The organism is Alphaproteobacteria bacterium (assembly GCA_018662925.1).
GTDB lineage: Bacteria > Pseudomonadota > Alphaproteobacteria > 16-39-46 > JABJFC01 > JABJFC01.
In genome coordinates, this window is the sequence record JABJFC010000021.1 from 41,449 (window position 1) to 64,946 (window position 23,498).

22 protein-coding genes and 4 tRNA genes are annotated in these 23,498 nt (G+C 43.9%); 14 read left to right on the forward strand and 12 right to left on the reverse strand.

Features of this window, described 5'->3' with window-relative positions; translation table 11 throughout:
* Window position 1: 1 nt before the first annotated feature.
* Genes HOL16_01510 through HOL16_01520 form a run of 3 tightly spaced genes read right to left on the reverse strand, consistent with a single transcriptional unit; the run spans window position 2 to window position 3,877 of the window.
* Window positions 2-526 (reverse strand): DUF3035 domain-containing protein, encoded by a 525-nt coding sequence (locus tag HOL16_01510; protein MBT5389373.1) that lies wholly within the window; start codon window positions 524-526, stop codon window positions 2-4.
* Window positions 527-543: 17 nt separating this feature from the next.
* The gene (gene lspA, locus HOL16_01515; protein ID MBT5389374.1) at window positions 544-1,077 is read right to left on the reverse strand and encodes a signal peptidase II; all 534 of its coding nucleotides are present in this window, start codon (window positions 1,075-1,077) and stop codon (window positions 544-546) included.
* Window positions 1,040-3,877, reverse strand: a complete 2,838-nt coding sequence (locus HOL16_01520; protein ID MBT5389375.1) for an isoleucine--tRNA ligase — start codon at window positions 3,875-3,877, stop codon at window positions 1,040-1,042. Before HOL16_01520 ends, lspA begins: the two co-directional genes overlap by 38 nt.
* 275 nt (window positions 3,878-4,152) lie before the next feature.
* Here HOL16_01520 and dksA point away from each other — a divergent pair, with 275 nt between their 5' ends.
* Window positions 4,153-4,587 carry an RNA polymerase-binding protein DksA gene (gene dksA, locus HOL16_01525; GenBank protein MBT5389376.1) on the forward strand — a complete coding sequence of 145 codons (435 nt, stop codon included), beginning with the start codon at window positions 4,153-4,155 and terminating at the stop codon, window positions 4,585-4,587.
* Between the two features lie 5 nt (window positions 4,588-4,592).
* Here dksA and HOL16_01530 read toward each other — a convergent pair whose 3' ends face one another.
* Entirely contained in the window at window positions 4,593-4,952 is a 360-nt protein-coding gene (locus HOL16_01530; protein ID MBT5389377.1) for a hypothetical protein, read from the reverse strand.
* 110 nt (window positions 4,953-5,062) lie between these two features.
* Here HOL16_01530 and HOL16_01535 point away from each other — a divergent pair, with 110 nt between their 5' ends.
* The 6 genes from HOL16_01535 (at window position 5,063) to HOL16_01560 (ending at window position 11,673) form a co-directional block, all read left to right on the forward strand.
* Window positions 5,063-5,776, forward strand: a complete 714-nt coding sequence (locus tag HOL16_01535; protein MBT5389378.1) for a M48 family metallopeptidase — start codon at window positions 5,063-5,065, stop codon at window positions 5,774-5,776.
* Between the two features lie 152 nt (window positions 5,777-5,928).
* Window positions 5,929-7,323 (forward strand): hypothetical protein, encoded by a 1,395-nt coding sequence (locus HOL16_01540; GenBank protein ID MBT5389379.1) that lies wholly within the window; start codon window positions 5,929-5,931, stop codon window positions 7,321-7,323.
* A 209-nt stretch (window positions 7,324-7,532) separates the two neighbouring features.
* Window positions 7,533-8,522, forward strand: a complete 990-nt coding sequence (locus HOL16_01545) for a hypothetical protein (GenBank protein MBT5389380.1) — start codon at window positions 7,533-7,535, stop codon at window positions 8,520-8,522.
* A 246-nt stretch (window positions 8,523-8,768) separates the two neighbouring features.
* Complete coding sequence (locus HOL16_01550) at window positions 8,769-10,022, forward strand: sel1 repeat family protein (GenBank protein MBT5389381.1); 1,254 nt, start codon at window positions 8,769-8,771, stop codon at window positions 10,020-10,022.
* A 283-nt stretch (window positions 10,023-10,305) separates the two neighbouring features.
* Window positions 10,306-10,392: transfer RNA gene (locus HOL16_01555), tRNA-Leu, on the forward strand.
* A 54-nt stretch (window positions 10,393-10,446) separates the two neighbouring features.
* Entirely contained in the window at window positions 10,447-11,673 is a 1,227-nt protein-coding gene (locus HOL16_01560; GenBank protein ID MBT5389382.1) for an MFS transporter, read from the forward strand.
* Between the two features lie 7 nt (window positions 11,674-11,680).
* Here the strand turns inward: HOL16_01560 and HOL16_01565 are convergent.
* Window positions 11,681-11,754 (reverse strand) — tRNA-Cys (locus tag HOL16_01565).
* Window positions 11,755-11,829: 75 nt separating this feature from the next.
* Window positions 11,830-12,132 carry an iron donor protein CyaY gene (gene cyaY, locus HOL16_01570; protein MBT5389383.1) on the reverse strand — a complete coding sequence of 101 codons (303 nt, stop codon included), beginning with the start codon at window positions 12,130-12,132 and terminating at the stop codon, window positions 11,830-11,832.
* A gap of 91 nt (window positions 12,133-12,223) precedes the next feature.
* On the opposite strand from cyaY, the gene HOL16_01575 reads away from it, so the two are divergent.
* Complete coding sequence (locus HOL16_01575) at window positions 12,224-13,231, forward strand: zinc-dependent alcohol dehydrogenase family protein (GenBank protein MBT5389384.1); 1,008 nt, start codon at window positions 12,224-12,226, stop codon at window positions 13,229-13,231.
* Complete coding sequence (locus HOL16_01580) at window positions 13,231-13,944, forward strand: protein-L-isoaspartate(D-aspartate) O-methyltransferase (GenBank protein ID MBT5389385.1); 714 nt, start codon at window positions 13,231-13,233, stop codon at window positions 13,942-13,944. Before HOL16_01575 ends, HOL16_01580 begins: the two co-directional genes overlap by 1 nt.
* 486 nt (window positions 13,945-14,430) lie before the next feature.
* Here the strand turns inward: HOL16_01580 and HOL16_01585 are convergent.
* Window positions 14,431-14,506 (reverse strand) — tRNA-Ala (locus HOL16_01585).
* Between the two features lie 57 nt (window positions 14,507-14,563).
* Window positions 14,564-15,643, reverse strand: a complete 1,080-nt coding sequence (locus tag HOL16_01590) for a hypothetical protein (GenBank protein MBT5389386.1) — start codon at window positions 15,641-15,643, stop codon at window positions 14,564-14,566.
* A gap of 153 nt (window positions 15,644-15,796) precedes the next feature.
* On the opposite strand from HOL16_01590, the gene HOL16_01595 reads away from it, so the two are divergent.
* Window positions 15,797-15,870: transfer RNA gene (locus HOL16_01595), tRNA-Gly, on the forward strand.
* Between the two features lie 18 nt (window positions 15,871-15,888).
* On the opposite strand, the gene rsmD is transcribed toward HOL16_01595, so the two are convergent.
* From rsmD to HOL16_01610, 3 genes are read right to left on the reverse strand one after another with little or no spacing between them, the layout of a single operon-like run.
* Window positions 15,889-16,461: a 16S rRNA (guanine(966)-N(2))-methyltransferase RsmD gene (gene rsmD / locus HOL16_01600; GenBank protein MBT5389387.1), complete on the reverse strand. Its 573-nt coding sequence runs from the start codon at window positions 16,459-16,461 to the stop codon at window positions 15,889-15,891.
* Window positions 16,462-16,472: 11 nt separating this feature from the next.
* Window positions 16,473-17,228, reverse strand: a complete 756-nt coding sequence (locus HOL16_01605; protein ID MBT5389388.1) for an rRNA pseudouridine synthase — start codon at window positions 17,226-17,228, stop codon at window positions 16,473-16,475.
* A 3-nt stretch (window positions 17,229-17,231) separates the two neighbouring features.
* A complete protein-coding gene (locus HOL16_01610) occupies window positions 17,232-17,948 on the reverse strand; it encodes a gamma-glutamyl-gamma-aminobutyrate hydrolase family protein (protein ID MBT5389389.1) in 717 nt (238 codons plus the stop codon).
* Window positions 17,949-18,014: 66 nt separating this feature from the next.
* On the opposite strand from HOL16_01610, the gene HOL16_01615 reads away from it, so the two are divergent.
* The 4 genes from HOL16_01615 to HOL16_01630 all read left to right on the forward strand — a co-directional run bounded on the left by HOL16_01615 (window position 18,015) and on the right by HOL16_01630 (window position 22,877).
* Entirely contained in the window at window positions 18,015-18,449 is a 435-nt protein-coding gene (locus HOL16_01615; GenBank protein MBT5389390.1) for a nucleoside deaminase, read from the forward strand.
* Window positions 18,450-18,523: 74 nt separating this feature from the next.
* Window positions 18,524-19,315 carry a phosphoribosylaminoimidazolesuccinocarboxamide synthase gene (locus HOL16_01620; GenBank protein MBT5389391.1) on the forward strand — a complete coding sequence of 264 codons (792 nt, stop codon included), beginning with the start codon at window positions 18,524-18,526 and terminating at the stop codon, window positions 19,313-19,315.
* Window positions 19,296-19,526 (forward strand): BolA family transcriptional regulator, encoded by a 231-nt coding sequence (locus HOL16_01625; GenBank protein ID MBT5389392.1) that lies wholly within the window; start codon window positions 19,296-19,298, stop codon window positions 19,524-19,526. Before HOL16_01620 ends, HOL16_01625 begins: the two co-directional genes overlap by 20 nt.
* A 900-nt stretch (window positions 19,527-20,426) precedes the next feature.
* Window positions 20,427-22,877 carry an AAA family ATPase gene (locus HOL16_01630; protein ID MBT5389393.1) on the forward strand — a complete coding sequence of 817 codons (2,451 nt, stop codon included), beginning with the start codon at window positions 20,427-20,429 and terminating at the stop codon, window positions 22,875-22,877.
* A gap of 169 nt (window positions 22,878-23,046) precedes the next feature.
* Here the strand turns inward: HOL16_01630 and HOL16_01635 are convergent, their stop codons facing one another.
* The gene (locus tag HOL16_01635) at window positions 23,047-23,349 is read right to left on the reverse strand and encodes a hypothetical protein (GenBank protein ID MBT5389394.1); all 303 of its coding nucleotides are present in this window, start codon (window positions 23,347-23,349) and stop codon (window positions 23,047-23,049) included.
* Window positions 23,350-23,498 lie beyond the last annotated feature (149 nt).

Consider the following 23,498-nt stretch of genomic DNA (forward strand, 5'->3'; position numbering starts at 1 on the left):
CCTACATATCTCCAGGGAGCTTTCCGTCATGCTGTGTCTTATATTCTTTTTTCGGGTCAACGGCTTTCCCAGGCTGATCTTTGTTCTGCCAGAAAAGCATTTTTTGGACAAAAGTCTTGTCCATTTGAGCGACTTTTGCTTCCTGATCAACCGTCTCTCGGATATTAGAGGCTTCTTCTTGAGTCGTTTTTGTGTATCCAGCTAGGTCCAGGAACGCGTTTTCACCTGCCGAGGGGCTATAGTTGGCAGTTCTTTCAGTTGAGCGCTGATTGTTTTGTCCAAACAGGGCTTGTTCGGCCTGTTCAGTTGCTGTGAGTGCTCGAGAATCAGTTGATTCACTTTTCGAAGAGCCTGCACCTCTGGTAGGCTGTTGATTAAAATTAGGAGGCAAGGATAAGGGTGCGCGGTTAATAACGGTAAACTCATCGGGGGAGCTCCGGTCGAGTCCCAGTGCCTTTCGTGTGTCACCACATCCGGAAAGGGCGACTGGAATTGCGAGAATGGCCATCAGGCGTAATAAAATCATAAAGAACCTCTACATGGTTAATTCGGATACTTTGTAGATCTTTTTTTGGAAAGAAGCAAGGACTCAATGACGAGCCCAGCAACTCCAATGGTGATAAAAGTATCGGCTACATTAAAAGCTGGCCAGTAGAATTTATCAATATGGAAAGATAAAAAGTCTATGACGGCTTCGAATCGGAGACGGTCAATCAAGTTGCCGATCGCTCCTCCTAAAATCATGCTAAGGCTTAAACTAGAAAAAGTATCTTTGGACCGGTATAGCCAGATACTAAGGGCGAAAATGGCTATAAGTGTAATGATAATCAGTCCCCATGTCCTTATGGGGCCATAGTTACCATCATTAAAGACACCAAAACTAATTCCTCGATTCCAAACCAATACTAAATCGAAAAAGGGCGTAATAGAAATCCCCTTTTTCAGGACGTACCCATATTGCAGAACAAAAAACTTTGTTAGTTGATCTACGATGATAATTGCACAACACAGAAGATATCCAAGACGGGTTGAGCCTAAGTTACGCGGCATCGTTTTGACCGTAGTCGTTGACAGCATCAATACACCTCTTACACAAAGTTGAATGTTGGCTTGAATCACCAACTTCAGGAAGAATTTTCCAACATCTTTCACATTTCTCGCCGGAAGTAACTTGGACAGAAATGCCCACATTGGGAACATCTTCTAGGGTGAATGCTTTTTCTGGGATCTGGCCTTCAATCATTTGTGCGGAAGAAACAATACTTATGTCGGCAAGGTTTTGTCCCATGAAGGCTTGGATGGTCTCAGAGTCTGCGTGGACCATGATAGAGGCCTGCAAACTTGATCCAAACTTTCCCAGGGCACGCTCTTTTTCGAGTGCCCCTGTAATGACACGCCGTGCGTTGCGGATGATATTCCATTTGTGATTCAGAGTGTCGTTGAGCCACTCTGATGGGATGTCGCGAAACGTTTCTAGATGAATGCTATCTTCAGATTCTGGAAAACGAGCTAAATAGGCCTCTTCAGCCGTAAAGCACAGAATCGGTGCCAACCATTTTGTTAAATAGGTAAAGATGTGATCTAGAACCGTGAGCGTTGCTTTTCGGGTATCACTATTTTTAGCATCGCAATAGAGACTGTCTTTACGGATGTCAAAATAGAAGGCTGACAAATCTTGGGAACAAAACGTATGAAGCTCTGTCAAAAAGACATGAAAGTTGAAAGTTTTTAAGGCTTCCTGAGAACGACCGTCTAGCCATTGGAGGCGGTGTAAAACGTATTTTTCCAGTTCAGGGAGATCTTTATAATTTACACGATCTTTGTCGGAGAACTTGGATAGATTTCCCAGAAGAAATCGCAAGGTGTTACGGAATCGCCGATAGATATCTTGCAGCTGTTGGAGAATATCCTTTCCGATCCGGAGGTCTTCGGTGTAGTTGGAGCTAATGGCCCAAAGGCGGATAATATCGGCCCCAAAGTCTTTGATCAGATCCAATGGTGAAATAACATTGCCCAAGGATTTAGACATTTTGTAGCCTGCTTTATCCAGGACAAAACCATGGGTAAGAACCGACTTAAAGGGGGCTATTCCTTCAAGGGCGCATGATTCTAAGAGGGAGACTTGGAACCATCCTCTATGCTGATCTGATCCCTCCAAGTAGAGAGATGCCGGAAAAGCCAAATCTTTTCGAGTCTGCAAGACAAATCGATAGGAGGCACCGCTTTCAAACCAAACATCCGCAATGTCTTTCACCTGTTCATAGTCATCAGCAACGTAGGCTTTGCCCAGAAATTCTTGAGGATCTTTGGTGAACCAGATATCGGTGCCTTCTTCTGAGAAGGCTTCCACAATTCTGTCATTAACTTTTTCGTCCTTTAAAACGTCGCCAGATGTTTTTGAGACAAAGAGAGGAATAGGGATTCCCCAAGCCCGTTGACGAGAAAGGCACCAGTCGGGTCGTCCGTTCATCATGGCTTGAATGCGATTGCGGCTTTGAGCTGGGACCCAGTTGGTGTCTTCGATTGCCTTGAGAGATTTCTCGCGAAGATTATTTTTTTCCATGCTGACGAACCATTGGGGTGTCGTTCTATAAATAAGGGGAGCCTTTGACCTCCAGGAGCAAGGATAACTGTGAACAATCTTATCTGCGCTGATGAGAGCGTCTTGAGCTTGGAGTTGCTCTATGACTTTATCGTCGGCTTTAAAGACGTGTTGGCCAGCAAACAAAGGGACTTGTTCGTAGAAAAGACCATCGGGCCCGACAGTTTCAGGGACTTCCAAATTGAACTGTTTGCCAATGAAAAAGTCTTCTTCACCATGTCCAGGCGCTGTATGAACCAGTCCAGTTCCCTGGTCTATTGTGACATGATCTCCAGGTAACAAAGGAACATCATGTTCATAACCCTTACCATGGAAGGGGTGATGACAGATGGTTCCGCCAAGTTTCTCTCCCTTGAACTCTTTGAGAATGTCACAGGATTCTATACCGGCTTTTTCTTTAAAGTCATCCAAAAGTTCCTTGGCAATGATAAGGGTTTCACCAACTTTTAAAGAACCTTTATGATCCGAGTCCTTTTCGACGTCTTTTTTAATTTTGATGAGGAGGTAGTCTACCTCTGGCCCAAAGCAAACGGCGCGGTTCCCTGGAAAAGTCCAAGGTGTCGTTGTCCAAATGACGGCGGCACTTCCTTTTAGCTCGGGGAAATCTGTCTTGCTGACTGGAAAACGCACATAAATGCTTGAAGAGGTTTTATCATGATATTCGATTTCAGCATCAGCCAAGGCAGTTTTCTCAACCACCGACCACATTATGGGCTTAACGCCTTTATAGAGATTTCCCATCATTAAAAAGTCAAATAGGCTTTTAACAATCAGGGACTCTGAATGGAAATCCATTGTTAGATATGGATTTTCCCAGTCACCAAGAACTCCGAGCCTTTTGAATTCAGAGCGCTGGATATCAACCCATTTTTTGGCTTCTTTGCGACAATCAGAGCGAATATGAGCAATGGGAATATCTTCCCAAACCTTTCCGGCTTTTCTAGCTTTCTCTTCAATTTGTCGCTCTATGGGAAGGCCATGACAATCCCAGCCAGGGACGTATGGGGCATCATAGCCTCTCATTTGGTAAGCTTTGATAACGACATCCTTCACAATTTTATTGAGAGAGGTTCCCATGTGAATATGTCCATTGGCAAAGGGAGGACCATCGTGGAGGATGAACTTTTCACAATCCTTTGCGTTCTCTCGTAGTTTTTTGTACAGGTCAATTTTTTGCCATTTTTCAAGAATCTTTGGTTCTTGTGTTGGAAGATTTCCTTTCATGGGAAAGGATGTTCTCGGCAAAAATATTGTTTCCTTGTAACTGACGGTCATTTTATTCCCTTAAGTGAGATGATTCTTGTTCCATTCATAAGGCAATGCATTGCCTTTTTCCAGTGGATTTTTTAAGGGAGAAAATCGAGTTGCAAAATTCAACGGAAGTTGGAGTGTAATTTTTTGGCAAAAGATGGCTCTTACAGACTATATTTTCTTGATATTTTGTGTATAGTATAAGAAAAAATATCGCGTACGGTTTGGAAGGTCCTAGCATGAATCGGGGCTTTATGTTTACGATAAACCGTGATTCTATACCTTATAGGGGAGATAAAATGACAGAGACACTTCCAGAGAGCGCAGTTTTGCCGCCTGATTACAAGCCATCAAAAAGCGAAGACTATATGAGTCCCAAACAGCTGGAGTATTTTCGGCAAAAATTATTGAAATGGCGTTCTGAGTTGTTACATGAATCAGAAGAGACTCTTCACCATCTTCAGGAAGAGGATCATTTCGAGCCAGATATGGCTGATCGCGCAACTTCAGAAACAAATCGTTCTTTGGAACTACGGACACGCGATCGGGAACGGAAGCTGATTTCTAAAATCGATTCGGCGCTAGCGCGAGTTGAAGAGGATACATACGGCTATTGCGAAGAAACAGGTGATCCCATCGGTCTGGCTAGATTGGAGGCGCGTCCCATTGCAACCCTTAGTCTGGAAGCACAAGAACGCCATGAACGGATGGAAAAGACCTACCGCGACGAGTAGATCAATCAGCCCCCGTGAAGATGGCACTTTAACCCATCGTATCTAACTCGGATTTCGTAAGCGATTTCTTTCAAGAGATCACTATGCACCGAATTGGTGGATTGTTGAAATTCTGTCATTTTAGAGACATGCTCATGAGCGAGGCGTCGGCACTGTTTAGAGCGTCGGTCAGTTGTATTCTTTGACCAGAATAATTCTTCGTGGAGCCACTCACTCAGAACAGAATCCATCTCATTTACTTCTGTTTGGAATGTATCTGCTGTGCCTACAGGTTCTTCTGTGCCAACAGGTTCTTCTTGAGCGTAGGTTGGCTGAGAAAACACAATTAATGCAGAGAATAAGACGAACAGTATTTGGGACTTCATAAAGCACTCTCCTTTATAAGGCTTTCCATTTCAGGTTATGGTCAAAACCTTAAAACTTTGTTAGTTCTTATTTTTTAATATTAAACGTTTTTGATACGAATAGAAAGCCCATGATACCAGCGCCTAAGGAATTTTTCGAAATACTTCAGCTTGGAGAGCAAGAAATTCCCGTGCTTTTAAGAAAGAGTCGGACCGCAAAGAGGCTTTCTTTGCGATTTGCTCATACAAAGGATCAGTTGCTACTGACTGTGCCACCGGGTATTTCTCAGCGTGCGGCCAGAAAATTTATACATCAATCCCACGACTGGATTATTTCTAAGGCTCAAAGGCCCGTGAAGCGTGAGGCGTTCACCGATGGGGTGCAAGTGCCAATTTTGGGAAAACCCTACGTTTTTAGGTATCATGAGGGAAAGCGAGCTCATGTTTGGGTAGAGGGACAGGAAGTTTCCTTTAGGGGACCAGAAGAAAGGCACCAGTTCATCACGGAAAAATGGATTCGACAGCTCGCCCAATCTTATTTGGAAGAGTGTAGCCAGGATTATGCCGCTATGATCGGTGCTCAACTTAACCAGGTGCGGGTTCGAGATACAAAATCCCGATGGGGGAGCTGTTCCGGAGAGGGGAATATTTCTTACTCGTGGCGTCTTGCCTTTGCGTCTCTCGAAGTGGCTCACTATGTGTGCGTCCATGAAACAGCCCACCTAAAGGAAATGAATCATGGACCAGATTTTTGGAAGATTGTAGAGCAGCTATGTCCAGACTATAAAATCCATAGAACTTGGCTGAAAAAAAATGGATCCCAACTGTTTCGGTTCGGTTCGTAAATTTTCCCATTGCAAACAGTAGGTAGTAAAAATTGTTTTGACTTCTGTCATTCGGCCTATTCATACTACCAATTAGTATAAATGCAATTGTTGCGCATAGTGTTATAAACATGCAATGCGTAGAGTTGTAAAAAAAGTCTGGGAGAATAATAATGAAAAAATCACTTAAAAACGTCCTTTCCGTATTCGCAGTTATAACCAGCATAGGTTTAATGTCTAGTTTTGAGGCAAATGCGTGGGTCTCTGCTGACTTGGCAACGGTTGGTTTGGGGGCAGCGAATGATGCTTTCAGTAATACAAATACAGTATCCACACGTATTAAAGGAGTTGTGGACGAAATACCTAGTTTTGAATACGAGGGTTCTGGAAACTCCGATTTCGTTGGTAAGGGGGTAATGGCAGAGGATTACACGGCACGTCTTATGAGAGCAGTTGATTCAGTTACAGAAGTAGAATCGAAATTGGCTAAGAAGGCACCTAATAAAGTTGACAAAAGAACGATGGATCAAGTCAAAAATTATTGGCTCGCAAATCCTGATGCTTCGAGTACCTACAGAAAAAAAATTGGCGATAGAACTGAGGGTTTAATGGTTGACCGTCAGGATTATTATTACTTTGCAGATTTTCTTGGAAATGATGCAATGGACGAAATAGCTCGTCTTAACTCAGTGGGTGCTCTGACAGGAACAGCAGGAATATCTCCAATTGATATGTTTGTTAAGTCTCAACGTGTGAAAACGCCTGATTTTGACCAAGAATCAGCCAGAGAAAACAATGCAGCGCGCATAATGATTGAAGATGCGCAAGAATTGGCACGTGTCTTTAATACGAAAGATGCTAAAAAAGCTCGCAAGAAATTACTTCGGATCGTGGAAGATAGGGGTAAGTGGGCAAGCTTCGAAGCACTTGAAGGCAGTAGAGGTGATGTCATAAGAGCACAACTTCTGGAGTGGTCACGACTGTCTGCAAAAGAATTTAACAAGAGATACAAAACCGAAATCAGGCTCAGCTTAAGAGAATCAGCAGAAGAACTATTTGACCCTGCAGATAAAGAGCTTGTCAAATCTGTTCAGTCAGGAAATGTGGTCGCTACGTTTAACTTGTTTCAACTTTTAGCTCCTTTGGTGGATAAAAATGATGCTGAGGCGGGAACTATTTTAGTGGCTGTTCTCAAGTCACTTTCTCAGCAAAAGTTTTCTCCTGCAGTGAGCATGCTTGGTCAGGTCTACAGGTTTGGTTGGTGGGGTGAGGATAGAAATGAAAATCTCGCCAGTATGTATTGGGCAATGCTTCCTAACGACAAAAATGCCTTGGAAAGTAGACACCAAGTGAGGGGCAAGTTTGTAGAAGGGAAATCCGATTTGTATCGGGCAGCAGGATTAGGAAACGCCCATGCTCTTAAGGACCAAAGAACCACACTAAGAAATGAAAGGGTTCTAAAATGGTTGAAGATTCTTGGGAGCGCAAGCTTGGTAGGATTAACGGCGGCTGAGCTTGTTGTAGGTGCAGCTCTTCCGATTCCATTGCCACCGCTTCCAATACCATAAGAATCTTAAGTAGAATAATCCCTACGGGAGAGAGGCGGAGGTGAAAACCCCGTCTCTTTCTGGCAGGAAAGTTCAACTTCTAACTTAGGATTGTTGAACGGTTAAAAAGTTAAATTTTTACTTTGAATACAAGAGATAACGATATTTACTTTGACTTAATAAGAATGTGTCGTTCATAATATGAATACTAAATGTCTGGGAGAATAATAATGAAAAAGCCACTAGGCTATATGGTGTCGTCATTTGCCATTTTAACAATTTTTGGAAGCTGCTTAGCCGGTGATGCATGTGCAAAATCGGAAGTGCTAGATGCTGAGGAACAAAATGTGAAGCCTCAAAAAGCTTCTAAAAGAAATTTAGTAGCACGTATGTTCTCGTCGGCGAAAAATAGAATTGTTAGAAAGTTTTCTGGGCTGTTTGGGATTAGACTTAATGATGAGTCAGCTTCTGCCCTCAGGCCAATTTCGTTATCCATCTCAAATGACGTGCTCACCCTAACACCTAAAGAAGCCATTGAAGGCACAAGCGTTTCGGAAAATTTATCACCAAAGGCCATCAAGGCAACTCGGCGTGCCATGGTAGCAATTGGTCTCGCTGATACGGTGGGTCCTGTTTTGGAAGTTAAGGATACGGATGAAGCTCGGAAAATGCTAAATGAAGTCATTGCTGAGCTCCGGAATGGAACAAAGTTAAGCCAGCTTGATCCAGACACCTTTAGAAAAGAAATAAAAGCCCTTTCAAAAGTTGCTGAGGGCTCAGGGGATGAACTTAAAGAGGGGCTTACCACTACAGTTGCACATTTTCATAGCCGTAGTGAAGAAGAGCTAAAAAGAGCCAATGCGTCGGGCAGTTCGCTGGCACGGATGAATTTAGTTAAGTTTAAGGCGAGAGCCCATTTGAACGGTGCTTCGATTACGGGTGATGTGATTTCAGAGGCCATGTCTCTTGCGGGTGATGGTGTAGTAGAGGCTCTAACATTTCTTGGATTCGCATATGAAAAGGGTTTATTTGGTTTAGATCGAGATACGTTTCTAGCGGCACAATTCTATCGTCACGCTGTTGCCGCAAATGATCCAACAGCAGGCCCCCTTTTAAAGGAATTAACCAGAACTTCTTCTGGGGTTGGGGGAAAAAAATTGGGTAGTGTGATGGATCCGGGCGGGGTAGTAGGGCCTTTTGGAGGAATAGCAGGGTTTTAAAACTAAAGTCTGGGAGGCGAAGGTACTATGATTGAGTAGGGTGACTTTGACATTCTTTGAAATTCAAACTTTGAGAAATGGCTAAATATATGGGCTGCGCATCGGGCACTAACAGGACGATTTCAGGCCTAAAATGGTTGGTTGTGTGTCGGAGACTAACAGGACGATCTAAAGCCTAAAAAGACTTTAGAAGAGTAGATTGAGAGTCGGAAGGTAAAATTGGGAAGGTAATTCAGGAAGGTAATCATGAATATAAAACAGATAGCTACGGTTGTAGCCCTATCTCTGATGGGGACAATGCAGATGAATTCGGTTTGGGCTGACGGAGTGTTTGACGTCTTAGGAGATGTAGCTGGGATACTTGGAGATGCAGAAGGTTTGTCTGATAGACATACAGGGAAAGCTGTTTCTGCGAAAAAAAAAATGGATCCGGAAAAAGTAACCTTAACGCCCAATTATTTTAAGAGGGTTGGCTCTGTATCTAAAATATATAGGTTTTTAAGAAATAGAAAATTATCTAATGCCTTCGAATTTTCTGAACTAATTCACACTTCAGGACATCTAATGTTAGACAATGAAGCATATTATAAGGAATCAAATCTTACTTCTGTTGATAAAAAATTACGTACCATAACCAACAGGGGAGCAAAAATTAGACCTGAGAATTTCTTTATAGGATCTAAGCCTACTTACGATAAAGTTACGGCAAATACTAATAATTTGGCGGTAGAAAAATACAATGAGGCTATGGACCTATTTGAGCAGATTGGGAGTAGGAAGTTCAAAAACCTTTTTACACGGCAAAAGTTAAGTCAGTTCGTAACTGCTGTTAAGGAAGGTGATGTTACTGAAATCGTAAATATGGGATCAGATGCAAAGAACAGAGTTGTAAACTATATGACGTCTCTTCTTGAAGAGAAAAATCCAGAAAAGGCACTAAAAAGTCTACTTTTCGAAAGAGCGAGTAACCTTTTAGTAGAGGTTGAAAGGCATTTAAAAAGCATTGTTACGAAAAGTGCCGTAGCTTCATATAACTTGGCTTTAGTGTACATGCGGCAAGAAAGCAACCACGGTCATAAGGGAGAGCTGGGTGAGTATATAATGGAATATTTAAGAAAACCTGCTTCAAAAGGGTTTGCGCCTGCGGCCTTTACCTATGCTTATTTAAATCGTAAAGGAATCTTTTCTCCGAAAAATTATGGATTGGCTGAATCGCTCTTTGAGATGATAGAAAACGTGGATCCTAGAGCGCCATTTATGAAGGCTCGGATGATGCTGAGCAGCGCTATTTTCAATAACTTGGATTTTAATTCTGAAAAGAAAAGAGATACAGATCTTCTCAATTCAGAAGCTATGCCTTCACTAAGAAAGGCTGCTGCAATGGGCTATGAGCCAGCGAACAGCAATTATACTTGGAAGGTGAGAAGGAAGGATCTCGCAATCTATTCAAGACCTTTTATAAAGGTGTTCAATGCCGCAAAGGGACTCTTGAGACTGTAAAAAGCAGCCTAAAATTGATGGAACATGAAGAGAGTTTTGGATAGTGTATGGAGTTTTGAACTGGGTCTTTAATAGGCATTTTTGCACTCATCCAGAACTTTCTTTTGCAATTAATAAGATTGTATGTTCTTCCGTGAGATCCAAAAGAATGTATCCGGATAACGTTGTGCAAAAGTGCTAAATTTTTAGCTCAAATATTGACTTAAAACACATCCTTACCGAATTTCTGTATAAAAGCATTGACCTTCCTTTGGCAATGGGTATCATGCTCGAGGATAAATTTGCCCCTGTGGCGGAACTGGTAGACGCGGTAGACTCAAAATCTATTTCCCGCAAGGGAGTGGGAGTTCGACTCTCCCCGGGGGCACCAAGTAAATTGAGGAATTTTTTATATGATTTCCTTTAAGTATCTGGGGAATGATTCATGACGATTGCCGTCAAGCCGGAGTCAAAGAAACGGACTGGGATGCTCCATATTCCACAAGGCATATGGGGAATAGGACTTTCAAATCTATTTATCAATGTTTCCATGGTCATGGTGTATAGCCTTTCCGCCATTTTCTTAACATCCGTGCTAGGGGCAAGTGCGGCGGTCATGGGGCTTTTGGATGGAGTGGTTGAGGCCGTTGCCCTGACCAGTCGTATTTTTTCTGGCGTCCTAAGTGACTATCTGCGACGACGCAAGTTGCTTTTGGGTTTTGCCTACGGACTTGCCTTTATCTCACGTATAATGGTTGCTCTTTCTGCGAGCGTGGGTGGTTTTTTTGCTGGGAGATTAACGGATCGACTGAGCAATGGATTACAGGCAGCGCCTCGAGATGCTCTCGTGGGCGATATTGCGCCGAAGGAGATCAAGGGTGAGTGCTATGGCTTGCGCCATGCTCTGACCGTTGTGGGGTCTTTTGCTGGAGCCCTGGTGGTTATCCCCATTATGTATTTCACCGACGATGACTTTTATGCGGTTTTCTGGGCCGCCTGTGTTCCGGCTCTTATAGGATCTGTCCTTCTGTTCTTTATGGTGAAAGACCCCCTTCTCCATGCCAAGGCTCAGGGGAAGGAAATAAAAGGGCCCAGAGGTAAACTTCAGTGGCGTGACCTTCACTCTTTTAGTGGGGATTATTGGGGGCTTATTGTTGTTGCCTCGATGTTTATGCTCGCCAGATTTTCTGAGGCTTTTCTTATCTTAAGGGTGAAGGGGCTGGGCGTTAGCTTGGTATACATATCCCTCGTCATGTTAGTCATGAATCTATTCAATTCGTTAAGTGCATATCCAGCAGGCGTATTGTCAGATCGCTTTGATCGCCGAATACTTTTGGGCATAAGTTTTGGGGTTCTTGTGCTTTCAAATTTGACTCTGGCATTTGCAACGACAATTTGGGTGGCATTCATCGGTGTGGCCCTGTGGGGTGCGCAAATTGGGATGAGTCAGAGTCTCTTGATGACCATGGTGGCTGATCGGTCGCCAGAGAAACTAAGAGCCACAGCTTTTGGATTCTTTTATTTCGTAAATGGCATTCTTCACCTGATCTCAAGTTGGGGGGCGGGTGTCATATGGGATTTCTATGGTCCAGCCTACACGTTCATCTCCAGTGCAATTTTTGCGAGCATCTCTCTATTGGGTGTGGGATTTTTAAGGAAAGTGACACAGTAAGCCAGTCTGGAGGCCGGGACCGGAATCGAACCGACGTACAAGGATTTGCAGTCCTCTGCATAACCACTCTGCCACCCGGCCACCTTTGTTTCGTATAGTGTGTGTCGTGGGTGAGGTCAAGGTTGTTGTTGAAATTGCAGCCTAAAATAGGGCGGTTTATTGTAGTTCCGATTTGAGAAGTTCTTTTAGCACCGTGGTGTCGCGCGTCGAAACCCAGCGATCACCCGTTTCATTCCAGGAAAAATGATGAGCGCCGCTTTTGGGGGATGAGAGCCAAATTTGTTGTGTGGGTTTATGGAGATTCAGCAAATACTGGTCACCGTTCTCAAATTCGATCGTTAATATACCCTCGTGGAAATCCACATCGGCCTTCTCTCCAAGCTGTTCTTCTAATTGCTCAGAAAGGGATTGGAGGTGGTTCAGGGCCCGAGTTTCAAAAGGAATTTTGAGAGTGTGCATGGCAGTTTCCAGAGTATTGACTAAAAAATAGGCAGATCACAGCTTCTCTTTGTAGTATAATGGAAATTAGAATGCAATAAGTGGGGATTTCATGAAGGCGTGTGTGTTACATAAACAAGCTCCCATTGAGACCAAGCCATTGGTGATCGAGGAGGTGCATACACCAGTTGTCTGGGCTAATGAAATTCGTATTCGCATACACGCCTGTGGAGTATGTCGGACCGACTTGCATATCGTCGAGGGGGATCTTCCCATGAAAAGGAATCCCACCATTCCAGGGCATCAGATCGTGGGTGCCGTGACTGAAATCGGAAATGGCGTCACTGAATATAAAATTGGGGATCGCGTCGGGGTGGCTTGGGTTAACCAAGTTTGTGGGGTGTGTAATTTTTGCATAACTGGTCGAGAAAATCTTTGTGATTCCATTCAGTATACTGGTTGGACAACCAGCGGAGGCTTTGCCGAAGAGATTGTGGTTCCCGTTGGGACAAGCTATCCAATTCCAAAACAATATGATGACTTAAATGCGGCCCCACTTCTTTGTGCAGGGATCATTGGTTATCGCGCATTGCGACTTACGGGCATCGATCAATGGAAAGGGGCTCGTGTGGGATTATACGGCTTTGGATCAGCAGGACATATTTGTCTTCAAATTTTGAAAGACTGGGGTGCAGACGTCTATGTATCGACCCGTGATAAAAAAAAGCACCAAGCTCTGGCAGAACAGATGGGCGCCCATTGGGTGGGAGGAGAAGGAGATATCCCCCCCGATAAATTAGACGCGGCAATTATTTTTGCACCGTCGGGGAAAGTTGTTCCCATTGCTCTTCAGGGCTTAAACAAGGGGGGCACAATTGTTCTGGGCGGGATCTATATGTCAGATATACCGTCTCTTAAGTACGAACTAATATACGATGAGCGGATAATCCGCAGTGTCACCAACTATACCCGCAGCGATGGAGAGCTATTTCTTAAAGAGGCTGCTAAAATTGGAATCAAGCCTGAGATCGAAGTCTTCTCCATGGAGACGGCAAATGAGGCTCTTATTGCTCTGAAAAATGATGCGATACAAGGGTCAGGCGTTCTTGAAATCCAATGATGAGATGTTTGCTCAAAAGTCTTTTTCTTTTGCTCCTGTTTCAGTGTACTCTCATAGGGCACGGAAAGGGAGCCCTTATGAAGGAAAGTGACGCCCAAATGTTTCGCAACCAGATGGTTGAGTTGCAATTGGCAAGCCGAGATATTTTAGATCCGACTGTTTTGAAGGTCATGGGAGAAACGCCTCAGCATCTTTTTATTCCCGAGGAAGTCCAGCATTTGGCTTATCGAGATGGCCCGCTTCCCATCGGTTGGGAGCAGACAATCTCTCAGCCCTATATTGTTGCCTTTATGACCCAGGCGGCCCAATTAACACCAGAAAGCAAGGTGCTTGAAATCGGAACAGGATCTGGATATCAGGCAGCGATTCTGTCTCAACTCTGCCAGGAAGTCTTTACCATTGAAATCGTAGAGCCGCTGGGCAAAAGGGCCCAGAGCCTTCTCAAGGAACTACACTATAGCAACGTTCATGTAAGAATTGGCGATGGCTACAAGGGGTGGCCCTCAGAGGCTCCCTATGATGCGATCCTTTTGACGGCTGCTCCAGAGGAAGTTCCCCAGGCATTGCTTGATCAACTCAAAGTTGGAGGCCGTCTTATTGCGCCCATTGGAAAGAATATTCAAGAGCTCGTGCGTATTACCAAGACCAAAGAGGGCTTAGTTCGCCAAGTCTTGCTCCCCGTTCGATTTGTTCCCATGACCGGGGGCGATTGAGGGGGATAGAGAGATTTTTTTATTGTATCAAGTGGGTAGGGAAGTGCATTAATGCGAGAGAGGGTATGGAGCTGAGAATTGAATTGAGAAGTTGTTCTGACGATTTTAAGGCATTGATCCAAGAAGACATGCAGCTTTTCCCACGGGTATGAAATGTGCTTTTTTTTGCCTTCGCTTTCGGCTACGCCGGCCACTGCTTCGGCCTAATCGGCCTACCCTTGCGCCACGCGTAGCCCGAAGGGCGTGCACATAGCACAGTTGAAACTCCAGTCCGTCTTCGCTTTCAGCTACGCCGGCCACTGCTTCGGCCTAATCGGCCTACCCTTGGCTGCGCCACGCGTAGCCCGAAGGGCGTAGAAAAAAAGTATGGGAAGCTGTTCTAGCTCGCCTTCGCCAAGGCTATGGCGGACAACCTATCTCTAACGATTCCGGTCGTCGCCCACCCAAGAGGGTGGCCTGCCAACCGAAGCTCGTAAGAGCGTAGGTTGGTGGAGTCACGGGGGATCGAACCCCGGACCTCTACAATGCCATTGTAGCGCTCTCCCAGCTGAGCTATGACCCCACAGGCTGTTGGAAACATACATTTCCACTTACGAGGTTGGCAAGTGAAAAGTAAGCTTTAGCTATTAAAAGTGCGATTCCAGTCGGTTTTATTTTTAAGGGCCAGGGTACGTCCCTTGTCTAAGGAGTGGGCCTTATTCCAGTCTTTCTGGAAGAAGTCCAAAAGTTCCGTTACAATTTTGCCTGACAACGCAAAACTGATCTCTCTGTTTTCGTCTAAAGATATTTTAGAGAGACTCGCGGATCCGATTATAGCTTCTTTCTCATCCACAATGATAAGCTTGGTGTGAACGTAGTGGTTGGTATTCAATCTTACATCAACGTTAGCCTTCGCCATGGTGTTTTGTGCTTCAAAATTTGGATCAGTGGCATAGCTGGTGGGAAAAGGCATCATAAGCACCTGGACTTTGATGCCTTTTTTGACAGCATTCGCAAGAATCTTTAGTGTCATCTCATCGTTAAGATATTGTTGGTAGACATGTAGGCTTTTCTTGGCAGAGCGCAGAAAATTATGAAATATTTCCTTCTGACCTTCGGGGCCAATAATAAGCCTAGAAGAATCCGAACTGTTTCTGTAGGGCTGATTTACCCAATCGGCTAGGAATAGATTGTGAGCTTCACGCAGTTCTGTACTGTAATCTTTCTGATGGAGAATAACCCCTAAATCTCGGCAAACGTCAAAAGTCATTCCATCGAATCCTCCACTTGTTAAAAGCAATGTTTCATTGTCGACGAGAATAAATTTTGCATGAAAATGCCCCGTTGGGTGATTCTTTCTATAGTATTTCGGTTTTTGGTGAATGGGGATACCTGCATTTGCAAGCTTGCTGTATGCCTCTGTGGATGATTCTTTATTGAAAGCATGCTTGTACTGATCGTGTTCAGCAATAACTCTTATGCTTACATTTTCTCTTTTTTTCTGAATAAGAAGATCTACTACCTTGAGGTGTTTTAAATGATAGGCGTAGATATCTATGGATTTACGGGCTTGCCTAATTACTTTCTCAATTTTTGAAAAAGCATTCTCAGGATATGTGATCAATTCTACATTTTCAGTCTCTGAGGATGCTTGCGCTTCCCAGGCAAATAAAGCGAAGTATAAAAGTATGTAAATTCGAAGAATATTTTTTATCTTCATATTTTTTCCTGTGACTCACTGAAAAACTATCTGAATTACTCGCACGCTATCAGCCCTTTTTAAAGTTTTCAAGATCATTGAAGGGGTCCCAACGGATTTTTTTCAACAACCTGACTTGTTTATGAAATCTAGTAATAATATAAGTGTGTTAAAGCGGGCGTAGCTCAATGGTAGAGTAGAAGCTTCCCAAGCTTAAGACGGGAGTTCGATTCTCCTCGCCCGCTCCACTTTTTATAATTTCTTATTCATGACGGCTTTATAAAGACGATTTTTGCTGTTCCATATGATCTTTCTTCTTCCAAATGAAACGTTGCCGGCAAAATGAGTTTTTCTTTGCTCGCAATTTCGCAGACGATAAGCGTATCCTCAAAGATCCAGCCCATCTCATCCAGGGCCTGTAAACAGGGGAGCACCAGATCTTTTCCATAAGGGGGGTCGATGAATATCAAGGTGCAAGGTTGCGTAGGGTGGGGCGGGTGTGTTGCATCCGAGGCAAGAACAGAAACCTGCTTTTCAGCCCTAAGAAGGGCTGTGTTTTCCTTCAGGACGCTGAGGGCTTTTGAATTGTTTTCCATAAAGGTAACGTGAGAGGCTCCTCTGGAAAGAGCTTCAAATCCCATGGACCCAGAACCAGCAAAGGCATCCAATACATGTGCGTTTTCAAGGATGTTTTTTCCTGAGAGAGGATCGACCTGATGAGCAATAATATTAAACACAGATTCTCGCACACGATCCATAGCAGGGCGCGTGATACTTGCGGGAGGAATCTTTAAAACTCTCCCACGATGTGAACCACTAATGATGCGAATTGAAGCCATTATTTTTGCTTTCAGCCTATGGGGAATTTTGACCCCAGTTGCTCCTTTAATATACGTTGAGGGATTTCTTGAAGCTTGCCCTTGTCTAAATTTCCCAAGTGAAAGGGACCATAGGAAAGGCGAATGAGCCGACTTACCATGAGGTCCAAATGGGCTAAAATCTTTCTAATTTCCCTATTTTTCCCCTCTGTAAGCGTAAGCATAATCCACGAGTTTTTTCCCGTTTTTCGGTCTATGGCGGCTTGGATGGGAGCATAACGAATGCCGTCGACTGTGATGCCTTTTTGCAGGTCTTTGAGGGCCTTCTCGTTGATATGACCGTAAACGCGGACGCGATATTGCCGCCGCCATCCTGTGGTGGGGAGCTCTAAATGCCGGGCCAAGGAACCATCATTCGTTAACAACAAAAGCCCTTCTGTGGCCAAGTCCAGCCGCCCAACGGAAATAACACGAGGAAGGTTTGGATGATGGGATTGTATGTACTCAAATACGGTGCTACGTCCTTGAGGATCTTTATGGGTTGTCACAAGATCCGTGGGTTTATGAAATTTCCACAAACGGATGGGTTCCTTTTTTGGAAGAGGCTCTCCATCAACAGTAACGGTATCTGATTCGGTGACGCAAAATGCGGGGGATTCTAGGACCTTTCCATTGACGGCAATTCTTCCTTGCAAAATCCACGCTTCGGCTTCTCGACGCGAGCACAAGCCGGCATGGGCGATAGCCTTTGCAATTCGCATAGAGGAAGTCGCTTGTTGGGTGCTCATAGACTAGCTTGAAGCTTTCACGAGATGTGCGAAAATTTTGTTATCTGCAGGAGATATTTCATATTCAGGGTGCCACTGAACACCCAGACAGAACTCATATTTTGGTTCCTCGATTCCCTCGATGACCCCATCAGTGGCATAGGCATTCACAATCAGAGAATTTCCCGGGCTTTTTACAGCCTGGTGATGGGCGCTATTCACCATGATGGTTTCTTGCTGCACAATGGACTTTAGCAAAGTATTGGGCTCTATGGTGACGCTGTGGCCTGGTTCGTGGCGGGGATTGGGTTGTTCATGGGCGAGTGCTTCGGGAATATCATCAGGGATATGTTGAATAAGACTGCCTCCTAGGGCAACGTTTAGGATCTGGTGCCCTCCACATATACCCAGAATTGGCATATTCCTCTCTAAAGCGCCTTTTGTCAGAGCAAGCTCGAACAGGGTACGATCTTTTTTGATTTGAACACGCGGATGGACAGTATCGTCACCAAATAGGGAAGGATCGATGTCAAAATCTCCCCCGGTGATAATTAAGCCGTCTACCAGGTCCAAATATTTGTCCACCAGGTCTAAGGAATGTGTAAGGGGAACAGGCATTCCACCAATTTTGCTGATGGACGTGCAATAATTTTCTCGCAATGCGTACCAAGGGTATTTAGAATAGCCACCAGATGATACGTGATCGCATGTCAGGCCGATGATGGGTTTAAGTGTTTTCATAACCCTAATGCTAAGGGTTTTAGCTAAATTTTGCAACGAAAAGGAAAGAAAGTGCCGTTGAATCCTATGCTGCTCGCAATAGAACAAGCAGAAATGGCAGCTCAAGCCGATGAAGTTCCCATTGGGGCGGTTCTTGTGGATGGGGAATCTGGGAAAATTATAGCTGCCGCTCATAATCTTATGTGCACGCGACGCGATCCCATAGCCCATGCGGAAATTTTGGTCATACAGGAAGGATGTCGAAAAAGTGCTCAAATGCGCTTGGCGGAATGCGATTTATATGTGACCCTCGAGCCATGTCCCATGTGTGCCCAGGCCATTTCCTTTGCTCGGATTCGCCGTCTGTACTTTGGGGCTTACGATCCTAAGGGCGGTGGTGTGGATCATGGGGCCAGAATTTTTGACCAGCCCACATGCCATCATCGTCCTCAAGTATATGGTGGAATGGAAGAAGTGAGGTGTCGTCAGCTGCTCAAAAATTATTTTGCCGCGAAGAGATAAACTTTATTCTATTGTAGCCCCAAAAAAGAGTTGCTATAGAGAGATCATAGTCCTGTTCTGAAGGGAAAGAGAGAATGTTAAAACGTGCTTCACGTTCACCAATTCATGATGGAGATGATAAGCTTCTTTTTGAGGGGCCTGCTCCTGGTACATTGATTCAGCATTTTAAAGATGAAGTGACCCACGAAGGCAAACAAGTGCCTATTCCTGGGAAGGGCGTTTTAAATAACCGAATCTCAGAATTTCTTATGACAAAGTTGGCAGATATAGGCGTGCCAAATCACTTTATAAAGAAATTAAATATGCGTGAGCATTTGGTTAAGTCACTTGAAGTTCTCCCGGTTCGCGTCATTGTAAGGAATATTGCTACGGGAACTTTTGTAAAGCGCTTAGGCGTCAAAGAAGGCAGCCCATTGCCGCGGGCGATCGTAGAATTCTATTACAAGATTCCAGATGGAGATTACACCCTTGTAAACGAAGAGCATATTGCTGCCTTCGGTTGGGCCACACCTGCTGAAATAGATGAAATACTTTCGATCAGCATGCGGACCAATGACTTTTTGATGGGTCTTTTTCTGGGCGTAGGAATCAGTTTGGTGGATTTTAGGCTTGAATTTGGCAGGCTTTCCTTTAGCACATGGGACGAAACACGATTGGCAATCACCGATGAAATTAGCCCCGACAGCTGTCGACTTTGGGATTTAGCATCGGGGGAAAAATTTGGAAAGGACAGAGTCCGCGCAAATTTGTCTAACTTTGAATATGGTTATAAGGAGATTGCCGAACGTTTAGGCCTATTGCCCTCTATGCCAATGGAAAAAATTATAGGAGATTTATTTAGTGGCGATGAAGCCGGAAGAGATTAAATCTTTGATTCTTGAGGCATTCCCTGGGTCTGATGTTCAGATACAAGATCTTGCTGGTGATGGAGAGCATTATGCTGCTCATATAGTTTCCCAGTCTTTCCAGGGGAAAACGCGCGTGGAACAACATAAAATGGTTTACGGTGCCCTTCAGGGGCGTATGGGAACCAAGCTTCATGCTTTATCCTTAAAGACGTCTGCTCCACAGGAATAGTTACGTTTGGCTTTGCTGTGCAACGTCGAACTGAGTCCACTCACAATGGCGATGCAATGGTTTTTGTTTTGTTTTCCTGGATCTCGCGCTCATAAGAAATTATAAGGCGCGCCTATCGGCTTGCCAAGAATTCCTAATGGCCGAGATGACGGAATGAGGTTGACTGCTCACGTCGCAACGCAGCGAAGACGATGGCCGAGATGACGGAATGAGGTTGACTGCTCACGTCGCAACGCAGCGAAGATCACGGAATGAGGCAGTATTGACTCGGTGCGAGTCTTTAGAGAGGGGAAGTAAAGAAGTCCGCACAACGACGTCATCAACCATGTTTATGAAGAAAGTTTAAAAAAGGACAAAAAAGGCAGAAGATAGGGACTTTCAGGATAATGATTTCGTATTCGTACAACAATAATTGTATCAGAAAGTATGCTAGAAAAACCATTCTAGCATTACTTAAAAATTGAGCAAACATCTAATTTTTGTTATATATTTAATTTATAGGGTTTACCTTACTAATTTATTATACTTGTTCTATTATTTCAACATACTTATCCTATTACTTCACCAAACCTGCCATATGCAGTTTAGCTGTATTGCAAAAAATATACATTTTTTTCTTGCTTTGTTGATTTGTGTGGGCTATAAAGGAACTAATTTCAAAGGATGTCATTAATTTGGCATTGTTCTTTGAGGGAGATGAGATCCTAGGGGCACTGGGGTTTTATCGCGGAGCAATCTAAACTCAAGGAACGTACTTAGCCCATTCTCAATCTAAAAACGAGAAGAAGATACCTTCCCTTCTTCTCGTTTTTTTATGCCTAATTTTTTTATCTCTGTTTTTCATTCATCCCATAAGATGTTAATATGAATGTGATATTATAAAAAATGAAAGAGCAGGGAATGGCCATCAAAGGGACGCAAAAGAAAACATCAAAGGTAAAAGCTCAGAAGAATATTGCCAAAAACCCTCTTCTTGCAAAGGATTTAGGCCTCCCTAAGTTTAGCTTCAAGAAGCTGACAAAGGCCCCTCTGAGTTTCGATGGGGGTGGTGCTCAAGACGCGACATTATTCCACTTAAGCTCCCATGAGCGTGCTCGCCAAGCCCTAGAGTTTGGTTTGCGTATGTCTGAGTCAAAGTTCAACATTTTTGTGGTAGGAGATGACAAGAGCGGTCGGATGAGGAGCACTCGGGCATTTTTAGAGGCTCATACGAAAAACTTTCCCCTTCGATCCGATTGGATCTATGTCAATAACTTTAAGCAGCCTCATATTCCTAGGCCTTTCGAACTGCCGCCAGGGTACGGTAAGAAATTTTGCAAGCGTTTGAGGCGGAGCGTAAATGAGATTAAAGAGACCTTGCCCAGGCTCTTTACATCACCGGAATACTCTCTACAGGTTCAAAGCGAGAGCGGCAAACTGGAAGATCAGATTAAAGTGGAGGTGGAGAATCTGAAGAGATTTTCTAATTCCCACGGTTTAGATCTTCAACATGGTGCTGATGGCGCCCTCATGGTTGTATTATTGGCGCCCGAGGGGGAAGAACCCAAATCCTATGAGCAGTTAACAGAAGCGGAAAAAAAGGAAGTAGATTCCATTTGGAAACTGATCAAGCATGAGTTGAATCAAATTACCCATCGGGCCCGGGAAGGCGGAGAGGCGCTCTCTAGTTATGTGGAGGATATGCGCAGGAATGTGGCTAATTTTGCCATAACGCCTTTAATTGACGATTTGAAATCGGATTTCTCGGGATTCTGTGAAATAGGGGAGTGGATAGATAGTCTTAAAGAAGACATTCTGGATAATCTTCATCTGTTTCTAGAGGAAGAAGAAGCCAACGAGAAGAAAGCAAAAGAAAAGGTTCCTCTTCAGGACCGATATGCGGTCAACTTATTGGTGGATCACAGTGAAGATAGAAGCGGTCATGTCGTCCTTGAGCCCAATCCTACCTACGAGAACCTTTTTGGGTCCATCAAATATAAATCGTCTCCCAACGGATACGAGACAAATTTTACCATGATCCATGCGGGGGCGCTCCATTGCGCCAATGGGGGCGTTCTGATTTTGCGAGTAGATGCAATTGCTCACGACTTAGACGTGTGGAGCCATTTAAAGGCTGCTTTACGGGATGGGGAGATCCGCATTGAAGAGCTTTATCGAGTTAGCGGGATTCCCGTTCTGGAAGCGCCAGAGCCAGAGCCTATTCCTCTGAATATAAAGATAATACTAGTGGGGGCCCCTTGGTGGTACAACAGCTTTTTCTATATGGACCCAGAGTTTCAGTCCTATTTTCAAATCAAAGCGGATATTGATAGCGAGCTGTTGGCTGATTCTAAGAATCTACCCGTTTATGCCCATCTTATTGAGCAATTTTCCAAAAATGAGTTGGAGCTAAGCTGTAATCCTTCATCCATCAAGTGTCTTCTGGGACATGCTTCCCGGTGGGCATCCAATCGCAAGAAGCTGACGTCTCAATTTGAGCACGTAGAAGAATTGCTTGTTGAAGCAGCCACCTATACGAAATTGCGGAATGGGAAATCTGTTTCCGTTGATGACATTAAGGAAGCCTTTGAGGGCCGGCGGCTTCGAAATGCTCGCTTTGAGGATCGGTATCAAGAAGATTTACACTCTGGTCATTTAATGATCGATACCAAAGGATCCGTTGTAGGTCAGGCCAATGCCCTGACAGTCCTCGAAACAGGGGGATATTCCTTTGGGGTTCCGAGCCGTGTATCCGCACAAGTTTCTGCGGGCGAGCATGGCGTAATTAATATTGAGCGGATGGTAGAAATGAGTGGCCCCATTCAACAGAAGGGGGTTTTGGAATTGGAAGGATTCCTAAATGGTACCTTTGGGCAGAAATTCCCGCTGTCATTTTCTTGCTTTGTCACTTTTGAACAAAATTATTCCGAGGTAGAAGGGGACAGTGCCTCTCTTGCCGAAGTCTGCACAATCCTTTCGGCTCTTTCGGGATGTCCCATACGTCAAAACATTGCCATCACAGGTTCAATCAATCAGCTGGGACAAACTCAAGTTGTTGGTGGCATCAATCAAAAGATCGAAGGTTTCTATAAGGCTTGTAAATCTAGGGGCTTTACAGGAGACCAAGGGGTTTTGCTGCCAGAAGCCAATCGAGAGAATATCATTCTAAAAGATGAACTTGTCCAAGATATCAAGAAAGGCAATTTTCATATCTGGACGGCCAAAAATATCAAAGAAGCAATTGAGACCCTAACAGGTGTATCTGCCGGGTCTCCAAAAAATCTCTCCAATAAAGACACTATCTTTGGCAAAGTTTATGCAAAACTAGAATCCTATGATAAAGCCATATCAAATCGGCTTCGGGGGAGATAGACGTCCAATGGATAAGTAGAATATTATTGGCTCAACCGTACGACCCAAAGCTTAAAAGCTTATTATCCGGGGTACGGCTCAGAAGCATCTTTAATAACACATTTTAAAATAGCCCCACTATAAAATAGCGGGGCTATATATTTAGAATGTTTTCTTTCAGTGCTTTTAATTAACTGCTGCTACTTGGTTGATGTTGGGCGTCACCTATCAAATTTTCTTCTTGAAGGAGCTTTTCAAATTCTTCTCTTAGATATATATTAAAGTCTTTTACACTATCAAAATTCAAAACGTGCATTATGTAGTCCTTGTAGGCAGATAAGTTGGGATAAACTGGTTTTTCTGTTTCTAATCTTGCAGCTGTGAAGTCAATAAGAGCTCTATATATTTCATCATTTCTTATAAAATTTTGATCTTCTCGGTTGTCAAAATCTAGTGCTTTACCTACTTTAGTTTTATGAATTTCAGCAAGCAAACTCCCCAATAAAGAGCAAATTGCAAAATTAGGTGAGTGAGTTAATTTTTGTTGTCTTTAAGAAGCGACAAACCAGACAAAAATACCAGGTCCTCCTGTTATTGGGGTTTAATAAGGAAAGATAAAAAGCCAAACTAATCTCAACAACA